This window comes from Coleofasciculus sp. G2-EDA-02, assembly GCF_040226375.1.
Lineage (GTDB): Bacteria > Cyanobacteriota > Cyanobacteriia > Cyanobacteriales > Coleofasciculaceae > Coleofasciculus.
The window spans coordinates 1-11,921 of the sequence record NZ_JAVKEW010000074.1; the positions used below are offsets into that span (position 1 = coordinate 1).

The window sequence follows — 11,921 nt, forward strand, 5'->3', positions numbered from 1 at the left end:
GGGATAGGGCGGGTTTCGTTGTTTTGTTGGGGGTGTTGTCTGATGATTTAATACATAAACCCGCCCCTACAGGATGGGGATGATTGGGATGCGATCGCGTGAAATATTAGGATAGATGTTGTGGTTTAGCGGTGGGGATAGGGCGGGTTTCGTTGTTTTGTTGGGGGTGTTGTCTGATGATTTAATCCTTAAACCCGCCCCTACTGGTTGGGGATGATGGGGTTGCGATCGCGTGAAATTTTAGGATAGATGTTGTGGTTTAGCGGTGGGGATAGGGCGGGTTTCGTTGTTTGGTTTGAGGTGTTGTCTGATGATTTAATTCCTAAACCCGCCCCTACAGGATGGGGATGATTGGCGTGCGATCGCGCCGGGGATTAGATTAGATTTCGTCCTCTGGCGGTGGGGATAGGGCGGGTTTCGTTGTCGGGTTTGAGGTGTTGTCTGATGATTTAATCCTTAAACCCGCCCCTACAGGATGGGGATGATGGGGATGCGATCGCGTCAAGGATTAGGATAGGTTTTGTTATCTGGCGGTGGGGATAGGGCGGGTTTTGTTGTATTGTTTGAGGTGTGTCTGATCATTAAATTTCATTACCCGCCCCTACACGTTTTGTCAAAGGAAAACCTCGTGCGATCTTATCATGAAATACAATCCGGATCAACATCATCGACGTTCAATCCGCCTTAAAGATTATGATTATACACAGCCGGGAGCCTATTTTATTACCATTTGTACGTGGCAACGCCAAACCCTGTTAGGTGAAATCATAGATAGAAAAATGCAGTTAAGCGATTCGGGTAAATTTACCCATTTCTATTGGCACAGTTTGCTTCACTATCATCCTCATCTAAAATTAGATGAATTTGTGATTATGCCCAATCATCTCCATGGCATCCTTATATTGACAGCAGATACTACTGATCAAAAACACCATGGCTTACCAGAGATTATTCGGGGATTTAAAACCTTTTCAGCACGCCGCATTAATAAAAATCGTCGCCAGAGGGGTGTCCCCCTGTGGCAACGTGGCTATTATGAACATATTATCCGTGATGAACAATCATTAACTAAGATTCGTGAATACATTAAGAATAATCCTATAGCCTGGGAAGAGGACGAATTGCACCCTAGTGGTTCTCAAGAATGGGATGGAACCATTAAAAATTTAGCCTTGCATAAGAATCGAAGATAAATCCGATGTCGGGGCGGGTTTAGGGACAAAATTGATGGGAAAACTCATAACATTTCGACAAAACCCGCCCTGCGTCACCGAAAACGTTTCGTTGTCGGGTTGGAGGTGTGTGTGATTATTGAATCCCATTACCCGCCTCTACAGGATGGGGATGATGGGGATGCGATCGCGTGAAATATTAGGCGGGATTTCGTCCTCTGGCGGTGGGGAAGAGGGCGGGTTTCGTTGTCGGGTTGGAAGTGTGTGTGATCATTAAATTCCTAAACCCGCCCCTACAATTACCGTTAACCAGGATTACAGCAACAACCATTTTAGGTGTTTTCTCTCAACCAATTTTGAAACTTCTGTGTCTCTTCTAAAGCTGGATTGATAGAGAACCAATTCCCGTTGCGATCGCGGTATTCATAGACGAACATGCTACGGAGTAAAGTAGTGTATTCCACGTCTCCTTTCACTGTCTGTTGTTGTACCACCTGAAATAATAATTCCCACTCCTCATCATCAATGGATGAGGTGAGATAATCCCGACTTTCGCGAATCACGCCTTCTAAACAATCCCGCGAAATCGGGGGGTCTATTTGTCGCAAACAGCCAAATAGAAGTCCCAATAAATTCCGCAGATGACCCCCGCTGATTTGACAGAGACGATCTAAGGTTTCAGCATTATCAAAGACTTCTGGAAGTAAGGCGAATCGTTGTGCTGGAGTATGATGAGGAAATGCTCTCACTAAAACCATTTGTCGCAGCAAATCCATCCCTTCCTTACATTCTGATCCATCCCGTTCGCGCACAGGAACCATGGGTAAAATAGTCGGCGGTAGTCCACCTCCTAATCGATTTTTCAGAATTTCGACATCATTGGAAAAGGTTAACGATAGGGGAATCGTATAAACAACGTGGCAATTCAGTTTCCGTAATTGATCACCTCGGTCAATAAATAAGTATTCGGGTTGTAAGCGTTCCGAGGGAAGCGGACGATTATCTACCCGATCCAAATTATCGACAATCACTACCAGTCCCGCTTTTCCCCGTCGCCGCAGTTCGGTGTTTGCCCGTCCTAAAAGTTCGGTGTTAATCGACTCTAAAATACCACTGGTACGGGGTTCTAAATATTCCCGTAAGCGGCGGCGGAGTTTGGGGCTTTCTTTGGTTTTGGCGGTAATTTTACCAATGCCAATCGAGAGTTCTGCTTCGGCATTCAATTCAATCGGAGTTTGGAGAAAGTCGGCAATTTCACTAAAAAGATTGGCAAAATAACCGGGGTGAAGTTTAATTTTAATCGCTTCTAAACTCTCACTGACTCGACCAGCAACACTGAGGAGAATATCAGTAATATCGACATCCGCCATATCTAAGTCTTGGGATGACTCAAAGTAAACCACATAGTATCCCTGATCTTCTAACTCAGCTTTGAGTCGCAGTAATTCAGTAGACTTACCACAGCCAATATGACCCGTAAAAAGTTGGCAGGTGGGTTCATCTGGTGAAATTAGGGCAATTGTGCGTCGCAGTGACTGAATAATTCGGTTCCCTCTGACGGGGGAAAAATCAATATAATAGTTCTGATCTTCCACTTCCCCCGCTGTTAAGGGTTTGCTTGGATTGCACGCTTTATAAAATCTCGGTAGATCTAGTCCCATAAGTCCTCATCATCCTTATTCTATTGTCGTTGAAAGACATAGCATCTCGCCACGCGATCGCACCTGTCTCATTATCCTCGTTATTCTCATCTTCGTTATCTTCGTCGTCACAATAGCCCGCCCACCGACAGGTTTTCGGTTTCTCTTTCCTAGCTGTAAGGAAAAATGAGGGGGACTCTCTTGTGGCGAATCTAACTTGAGATGTGCTCTGGCTAAGTCTAGAAAATACGAATGCTTGAGTCGCTGTGTTTCCAGGATAAGCTAAACTGTGAGCTGCCTCAAGGAGTAAAATAGGGAAGATCAGACTGATACTCAATCGTCGTTTATTCATTTTTTCCTACAACTTGCTCGCGTCGGTGTGAAGATTGCGATCACTCTTCCATCGGTTTTCTATGCAATATTCTGGACGTCTTAGCCGAAATCAGGATATTATATTGGTTTGGTCAAGAGATTCCCCAGCCGTTCAGTGTCACACCAGGGATTTTCTGGGAACTGGAACCAAATGATGCATCCTAACCGCTATGGCGATTGCTATAACAACCTTCCTTCCTTAAATATTAAAATAGTAGCAATGGATAATGATTTAGTGCTTTTTTTGGCAGGTGTTAGCTGTCTTATCCTCTATTTGGTTTTCTCAGCGCTAACTGAAATGGGGACAAAGCTGCCCTGGAAAAAATAGGAATTGTACTAGATTATGTCACGCTGCGAACTAAAATAACTGTACTCTTAACCCGTCGCGCGATCGCTTCGGGAATATTCCCCTGAATCACCTGCTGTAACAGCCCTTCCCGACTTGCCCCTAAAACCACAACATCACAGAATTGGTCATTGGCTAAATGAACCACAGCATCAGATACCTCACTGGCGCGAATGGGAATCTGGCGAATTCGAGCCTTCATTTGCCCCTTTAAAAAGTTGCTGGCTTTTTCTAGAGCTGTTGTATTCATCAGCGTATCTTCTGGATCAAAGACTTGGCATAATTGAATATCTAAGGGCTTACTACATAAGGGAACTAACGCCGGAATAAACTCCAAGGCGCGTTGAGAATTGGGACCCCCGGCGAGGGGAATCAACCAACGCCCAAAGAAGGGAGGGATATAAGGCGGATGCATCATCTCACCGAATTTCACCACCATCACATCACAGGGCGCTTGTCGAATCACCCCATCCACCACCCCGCCAAAAATGCGCCCAGGGCTTGAGGTTGAGCCTTTCCACCCCATCAGAATCAGATTAATATGTCGTTCTTTAATGGTTTCTAGAATCCCTTGAGTAATATCCTGACTCACCCGTATTTGAGTGTGAACAGGTATATTCCAATCTCGTCCCCACTTTTCTGCCTGACGTAATAACCGACGAATTTTTGCTGTTTTTACTGGAGTTTCTGCTGGAGAATTGTTGCGGGAGACGATAATCACCTGTAAGCATTCCAATTCATAATCGCGATCGCGGGCAATGGCGGCGGCGAGTCTGACTAAAATCGGCGCAGTTTGGGGATTGGCGATGGGAACTAATAACCGTCCTCGTCCAGTTTCTGGGGCGCGGGTTTGATAAACCACACAAGAGGGTGTCAATTGTGAGCCGGGTTGAGTTGTCTTACGATCTAGCTGATCTAATTCCGCCCGAATAATATCGCTGCGGGTGATAATTCCTAATAACTTACGCCCTTCAGTTACTGGGAGACGACTGAGGTGGTAACGGTTAAGCAAATACAGCACATCCACTAAACTCGCCGTCGGCTTAACCGTGATCGGGTGTGGCGTCATAATATCCGTTAAGGGTGTGGTTCCGGGAAAAGCACAGCGGGGGGGATTACCTTGCATTTTGGTGGCGTTTGTGATATCGGATTGACTAATAATTCCCACCAGTGTCCCCTCATCTACCACAGGAAACCCTTGGTGCGTCGAGCAAGACACCGTTTGTAAAGCGTCATCAAGGCTCATTTGCAGCGATAAGGTTTCCACCCGCCGTTGCATCAAATCCGCTGCGGTTAACCCAGTCAATGAACCCTTGTCTACTTTTTCAGTCGGGGAAATATACCCCCTCCATTCCAACAGACGCTGATAAAGCGAACCTTTGGAGAGTTGATCGGCAATCAGGTAAGACACCACACAGGTGATCATTAACGGTAAAACCAGATTGAAATCCGCCGTAATCTCGAATATGATCACGATCGCGGTTATGGGAACTTTGGATACCGCACTAAAAAATGCCCCCATCCCGACCAAAGCGTAAGTCGTCGGCGATCCAAAACCCAAAAAAGACAACTTAGCGACGCCCACCAGATGACCCAAAGCAGAACCCAAAACCAGTGAGGGGTGAAATAAACCCCCAGGAGCGCCCGATCCGTAAGAAATGAGAGTGAGAAAAAAGTAGATTACCAAGGCGAGGCTAGTGAATTGCCAAGTTTCTGCGCCTGTAATTAACAACTCTCGCAACCCACGATTATTGCGAAAATCTGATGGTAACAGAGAAACCACACAACCACAGATTAATCCAGCTAGCCCCATTTTCACCGCCAAAGAAACATGAAAGCGGCGCTGTAACGTCAACGAAAACAGAATCCCGCGATTAAATAATGTTGCCAGTAATCCCGCTAAAAGACCCAGCAGCAAATAAAAAGGAATTTCCAGGGCGGAAAAACTATTGGTCGTCTGACTCAGTTCCAGGTTCAGTTCAAGACTACGACCCCCTAAAATCCGGGAAATCACCGCACCGATGAATGAGGCTAAAATCGCCGTTCCTAGAGTTAACCCAGAAAAATCATGGAGTAATTCCTCAACCACAAACAAAATACCCGCGATTGGGGTATTAAACCCCGCCGCTAAACCCGCCGCTGACCCCGCCGCAATGATCTGTCGTCGATGGCTTGGGGAGGTGGGGAACCAACGGCTAAACTGAGCCGCTAACGCTGCGCCAATATGCACAGTGGGTCCTTGGCGTCCTAGGGTTAGTCCTCCCGCGATCGCGAAAATACTACTGACGAGTTTGACTAGGGCTACACGCAAATCTAGAGCGATGGGATACCCTCCAAGTGCGGCTTTAATCTGAGGAATACCGCTGCCTGAAGCATCGGGTGCTAAGAACTCGACTAGGAATCCAGACAGCGCTCCCAATACCAGTCCGAAGGCGGGTAAAACTAAAAAGGGCGGAAATTGTTCAGAAAAATGAATGCGCCATGAACCGAGCCAGCCAATGCTGTGTTGGAGTAACACGGCGGATAGCGCAGAAACCACCCCAATTAAACAGGCTTCTGCGATCGCCAAACGTCGCTTGGGTAGTAACCATTGACGTATGGGATTTATGCGTTCTTTGTTTGCTCCCCTGCTCGCCATAGTTCCACGCCTTAGGTCTATACAAGCTCCCCCAGCTAAGAGACGTAGCATGCTACGTCTCTACATTGCTCCCCTAACGGGCTAAATCAGAATAGAGGTTTGCTCGGAAGCGGTGACTGAGAGTCCTTCTAAAATTAAGGATGGGGTATAACATGGACCATTCCAATCCGCATCTTCACCGAGGGCAATAATCTGCTTAAGGGCAGTATAGACGTTACCCGCGACCATAGTGTCTTTCACCCGACCGATGATCATACCGTTGCAGACGCGGTATCCTAAATCAACATTGACAGAAAAGTCACCGGATATGCCAGCTCCACCACCGAGGATTTGGTCGATCACTAATCCATCATCGAGTTGACGTAGCAAGTCTCTCAGCGATCCTTTACCCGGTTGCACCATAATATTGACTAAGCCTGGGGTCGGATAACTACCTAAACTGGGGCGAAATCCATTGCCTGTACTGCCTCCTCCGATTAATCGCCCTATGGTGCGATCGCAATAAAACTGCTGCAATTGCCCTTCTCGAATTAATAGTAGGGGTCGAGTGGGCGTACCTTCGTCGTCAAAAGGACAGCTATATGGACCTGTATTCGGTTGTTGGGAGAGGGTGAGATTGAGGGAACTGACCACTTGACCCACGCGATCGCTCCAAGGTGAAGCGCCTTCCCAAACCTGCTTCCCATTCAAAGCGGTTTGTACGGTATCCCAGAGCAAATCTGCGGCTTTGGCTGTGAGCAAGATTGGCACTTGACCGATGGGGGGATAAACATTGGTTTGCGCCCAGTTTAAGCGTTGCAGAATTGCTTGTACGACCTTATTTGGGTTAAGCTCCTCCCGTTGAGTTTGACCATCAGATACGCATAAAAAGTCATCACCACGCACCCATTCTACGGAGAAAAAACCGTTAAGTGTGGTGTCGGTGTAGTGGCAATCTAAGCCTTGAGAATTGATCAAACGGGTGGTTTCTGCTTCACATTCCAATTCCGCCGTACAGATGACATCTGGATTGGCGTCCCGAATTTGTGCGATCGCTTCTTTGCCCATGACGACCAATTCTTCTGCCGCTACGAACTTGCCCAAGTCAGGATAACTTTCCGTTCGTCCTGGAGTTAGTTCCACCGATTCCGATTCATTCAGGGCGCTAATGGCGATAGCTCGATCCACTAAATCCTGGGGATTCACCCCACCATAAGCAACCGCCAATCCTGGACGTCCATCTTTCCATAAACGTAGCGCCACCCCTTCTGATTGACTACTTTCTAGCCGCTTGAGGCGATTCGCTTCAAATAATACAGGTCGAGACAGCGATCGCGACTGATAGACTTCAGCATCCTTGGCTCCGGCTTTGAGTGCCAGATCTAAGAGTTGCTCGCTCAAGAGGGCGGGTGACAAATTTGGAGACTCCATAATGTTTAGAGTTAATTATTCTGTTTATATTTCCGGCTTATGGTGGTGAACCCCTAACCCAGTAAGCGCTACTTTAACTCTTGCAACAACCAAAATCCGGCAAAGGTTTCTGAGGTTGGCGTTGACTGCACAGCGAGAAAATGTACGAACTGGGCGTTTTCTTTGGCAGATTCAAATCCTTGAGCTTCCGCTAGGGTTTGGGTATCGGTTAGGTTAGCTAAAATCCAGCTATCACTAGCACCCGTTTCCAGTAATAACTTAGGGGTGACGCCTCCCTGAAATTTAACAAACGCCAGTTCTAAGCCAGACATCCAAGCGGCTAAGGCTTTGGCGCGATCAGAGAAAATAATTATGCCGGGAATGCGCGTATCTGGAGCGAGTTTCATCATTGACAGGGGAAAGGCTTCGCCAAAGTCAATGTCCCACTCTTCCATTTCAGCAAATGCTCCGGCTTCCAAGCTCACCAATGCCCATTTTTGTCCTTGGATGGCGTCGGGTAAGGGTTGGGGAACCTGAGGTTGGTAGCGCACAAAGGAAGACGCGGCGGCTGAGGACTGATATCCGGGTTGATGGGGATAAACATCCTGTATCCGCTCCTGGAGCCAACGATCTAGGGTATAAGTCCGACGACTCGCGATCGCCGGAATGCCTAACTCTTGGCAGGCAATACTAATCATGTTGCTCATCTGACGCCGGAAAAAGCGAATTTTTTTGGGTTTTTGTCCCGCTTGCGCGATCGCCTCTTCTATAGATTGCCGTAACCATAAGGAGTTGACCTGCTGGTTGGAACAAAACTGCGCGTACTGAAATATGTCGTCTGAGGATGGATGGATGTTTAAAGGACTCTTACAAATTAAGACTTCCCAGACTTTCTTCTGATTGTCGTCCAAAATTGGACGCGAATAGAAATCGAGTTCCCAAATAATCGTCATGCCAAGACTGTTATAATCTAACCCCTCTTCTAATAATACGGGTTAGTGATCCGCTCCGGGACGTACTCCCAAGGAACTATCTGTGATGTATCGCGCCAATACATAAGGAACCTACCACGGACGCGATCTCATCCCTGTACAGGTCAATTCTCGGTAAAACTCAGTATTTGAGCTACTGCTGTAAACCCTAAACCCCACATTCTACACTCCACACCCCACTCAGGATGAGGGATCAGATGCAAAGAAAGCGGTAAGTTAGAGGATGACCTAGGACAATAATTTTACTGACATTTTCCGACATTATATGACATTTTTTGAAGCACTCGCTCTTTGTTGCCCAAATAAATTAACATGATTTCAGAGAGAGTCAATGGACTGGGGTTGCTACCCTTGGGTCTTACCTACTATGTATGCCATCAAGCTGGAACTAAAACTCAATAACATTGAACAAACCTTGATGGCGCAACACGCCGGCTTTTCCCGGTTTGTCTATAACTATGGACTGGCGCTATACCAGCAGGTGATGGATATCAAGGGAGGTGTGACTAAGAAGATTTCGGCAATCCGTAAAGTTCTCACCAACTTCACAAAGACAAAGCCCGAGTTCGCTTGGATGAATCAGCTCTCCTCTCGTGTTTATCAAAACGCCTTGATTGCCCTGAAAAACGCCTTGATTCGCTTTTTTAAAGGGTTGGGAAACTTCCCGAAATTCAAGCGCAAAAAAGCTCAAGCGTCATTCACAGTGGATTCATCCAACGGACCAGTAACAGTGGGGTCAGATCGGAGGATAAAAATCCCGACCCTAGGGACGTTTAGGTTAGCTGAACCCGTACCCTTTACCTGTGCGACGCAGACGTTTACACTGTCTCGTGTTGCCTCTAAATGGTATGTGTCCTTTGCTATCCGGGCTGATAAACGACCTGTTAGCTCTCAGGCTGTAGAGAAAGTTGGTATCGACTTGGGAGTGAAAACCTTTGCCACATTCAGCGATGGAACAACAGTAGAAGCACCCGAATCGATAAAGCAAGCGAAAATCAAGCTAGCGAAAATACAATGGCGTAACCGCCATAAACAACTAGGAAATTCTAAACAGGGAATACCCGCGTCAAATAACGCCAAGAAGTTCTACAAACGAGTTGCCCGATTGCATAACCGAATTACCAATATTCGACGTGATTTCCTACAGAAGTTAACCACTTCTATCAGTCGAAACTATCATCACATTCGGATAGAAGATTTAAATGTGTCCGGGATGATGGCTAATTCAAAGTTAGCCGATGCGATTGGCAATTTAGGCTTTTATGAATTTCGGCGTCAACTCACCTACAAACAATCGATGTTTGGCACAGTGGTGGAATTGGTAGACCGATGGTTTCCTTCATCGAAGATGTGTTCAGACTGTGGACACATACAACCGATGAAGTTGAGCGATAGGGTATTTCACTGTCTTGGGTGCGGTGCTGTTAAGTGCCGGGATTTCAACGCGGCAGTTAACAAGCGAAAAGGCACCAAAAGAAAAAGTACGGGCGGCTGGCTCGGAACTTAACGACTGTGGACAGGAAGCTGCCGACAGCCCTGGTAGAAGCAGTAAGTAAACATCAATGTCCGGTTATGTCGGGAATTGTATTAGTTTTATGTAGCAGGTAAAGCTGGATCTATAACTGTGAGTGATCATGCCTGTCAATCGAATTGTACTCTTATGCGTGGTTGGAGGCGGACTGGCTATATTTGTTTTGTCAAATTTGTCAGCCCCCGTCTTGTCTGTCGTGTTTTTGGGAATGCAAACCGTTGCATTGCCTCTGACGGTATGGATAGGACTGGCGATCGCACTCGGCATACTCACCAGTTTAGTCTTACAATTGCTCAGTTTTCGACCCAGGAGGGCTCACAGGTTTGATCGCGCCGCCCAAGCATCGCCTCCAAATCGCTGGCGAAAGGAAGCCGAGTTTGAGCAGGAGGAACCTGAACAGGAGAACTCTGAACCGGAAATTCCACCTCCCCCGCCACCTCCAGAACCACCTCCAGAACCCTCGTCCTCTGCTTCAGGTTCGGATTGGGATCAATCTATTGCTCCAGAATGGAACTTTGAAGGAGAACCTGCAACATCCACAGATGACGAGTTTGACTGGGATGAGTTTGAGAGTGAGCAGGAGGAAGAGGTATCAGAGGAAACAGAGCGCCCAAGTAGGGGTTACGAAGCCACTCAAGAACCCCGCCGCCCATCTCAACCCGACTCTGTTTATTCCTACAGTTACCGAGAATCAAATCAGTCTAAGTCGGGGATTGGCAAATCTGAGGCAGTGTATGATGCTAACTATCGAGTAATTACCCCACCCTATCGTCAACCCCCACCACAAGAGGAACCTGAGGATGAGGATGAAGATTGGGGATTTGAATTTGATGATGAAGGCAGAGGTTAGTAGCTGAAACTCGATTGATTAGCCAAGGGCAATTCTTGCTATGCTAAAAAGTATGATTGGTCTCAACAGTAGCAAGTTTCCAACACTATAAAACCAGGGAGAGCGCTCATGAGACGCCACACACTTATTGTTTTAGGTATCACCGCTGCGGTCTTTGGCTTAGCCCCCCTTACCCAAGCTCAGTCTGACGCGCCGTTTAGTTCTAATCAAAATTCAGTTACGTTATCTGGTGAATCCCTACGGACTGTAGAACGTCGTAGTTTATCCAATGATTACCGCTCTTTCTTCAATACCAACTCGCCCATTGCTCAAGATGAAGCGGGAGTGAATTCTACAGATTCAGGCTTTGCCATCAACTCTCGCCTACGAATTGTAGTCGGAGATACCCTCAACTCTGGCGATCCCCTTGACCTATTTCCGGCTGTGGGTGAAGAGGGGGATGTTCAAAGACTCAAGTTACAAGTGCCGCTCAGTGAATAATTTGCAACTCGTTATACTGTTGGGATGGGTGTATCTAATTTTAAATGGAACCCCATATCCTAAAACGCCAAAAAAGGCATCATGGATCTTATGGTGTTTAGATCCGATTCTTCTCAAGTGACATCCGCAAAGTAGCGCAAAATTATTTGCTCACTATTGCCGATGTCATAGTCGTTAAAAACAGAACACAATTAAGAAACATCTCCAACACAAACAACCAATCTGGGCTAGTACGGTGAGAAGTGTTCCTATATTCTCAATAGTGCTAGCCCATTCTCTTCAGTCAGAGGGAACAGATAACAGGGAACAGGAAAAGACAATTTTGCCAATCATTGAAAACTGCTAACGGCTAGATTAAGGCAGAATGTTTATTGACATCCTCCCCACCCTGCTAAAAGCTGAGGGTGGGGATTCCCATCATCACTGACGAGTCTTCCTGGCTCTACGAGCAACCTTGCTTTTTGGAGTTTCCTCTTCTAAGCAGCGGGTCATCTCATCCCCAGGCGTAACT

General features: G+C 46.8%; 9 protein-coding genes. 4 read left to right on the forward strand and 5 right to left on the reverse strand.

Annotation, left to right across the window (positions count from 1 at the left end; all coding sequences use genetic code 11):
* Positions 1-379: 379 nt before the first annotated feature.
* Entirely contained in the window at positions 380-505 is a 126-nt protein-coding gene (locus RLO19_RS07845; protein WP_446355315.1) for a hypothetical protein, read from the reverse strand.
* Positions 506-641: 136 nt separating this feature from the next.
* Between RLO19_RS07845 and RLO19_RS07850 the strand changes: the two genes are divergently transcribed.
* Entirely contained in the window at positions 642-1,193 is a 552-nt protein-coding gene (locus RLO19_RS07850; RefSeq protein ID WP_446355317.1) for a transposase, read from the forward strand.
* A 311-nt stretch (positions 1,194-1,504) separates the two neighbouring features.
* Here RLO19_RS07850 and RLO19_RS07855 read toward each other — a convergent pair whose 3' ends face one another.
* The 4 genes from RLO19_RS07855 to RLO19_RS07870 form a co-directional block, all read right to left on the reverse strand.
* Complete coding sequence (locus RLO19_RS07855; protein ID WP_446355319.1) at positions 1,505-2,833, reverse strand: ATP-binding protein; 1,329 nt, start codon at positions 2,831-2,833, stop codon at positions 1,505-1,507.
* 692 nt (positions 2,834-3,525) lie between these two features.
* Positions 3,526-6,168 carry a chloride channel protein gene (locus RLO19_RS07860; protein ID WP_446355330.1) on the reverse strand — a complete coding sequence of 881 codons (2,643 nt, stop codon included), beginning with the start codon at positions 6,166-6,168 and terminating at the stop codon, positions 3,526-3,528.
* Positions 6,169-6,249: 81 nt separating this feature from the next.
* Positions 6,250-7,578: a TldD/PmbA family protein gene (locus RLO19_RS07865; RefSeq protein ID WP_446355321.1), complete on the reverse strand. Its 1,329-nt coding sequence runs from the start codon at positions 7,576-7,578 to the stop codon at positions 6,250-6,252.
* A 68-nt stretch (positions 7,579-7,646) separates the two neighbouring features.
* Positions 7,647-8,510, reverse strand: a complete 864-nt coding sequence (locus RLO19_RS07870; protein WP_446355323.1) for a Tab2 family RNA-binding protein — start codon at positions 8,508-8,510, stop codon at positions 7,647-7,649.
* A 406-nt stretch (positions 8,511-8,916) separates the two neighbouring features.
* Between RLO19_RS07870 and RLO19_RS07875 the strand changes: the two genes are divergently transcribed.
* From RLO19_RS07875 to RLO19_RS07885, 3 genes are all read left to right on the forward strand, one after another.
* Complete coding sequence (locus RLO19_RS07875) at positions 8,917-10,056, forward strand: RNA-guided endonuclease InsQ/TnpB family protein (RefSeq protein WP_446355325.1); 1,140 nt, start codon at positions 8,917-8,919, stop codon at positions 10,054-10,056.
* 127 nt (positions 10,057-10,183) lie between these two features.
* A complete protein-coding gene (locus RLO19_RS07880; protein ID WP_446355327.1) occupies positions 10,184-10,930 on the forward strand; it encodes a hypothetical protein in 747 nt (248 codons plus the stop codon).
* 108 nt (positions 10,931-11,038) lie between these two features.
* The gene (locus RLO19_RS07885) at positions 11,039-11,410 is read left to right on the forward strand and encodes a hypothetical protein (protein WP_446355328.1); all 372 of its coding nucleotides are present in this window, start codon (positions 11,039-11,041) and stop codon (positions 11,408-11,410) included.
* Positions 11,411-11,921: the final 511 nt, after the last annotated feature.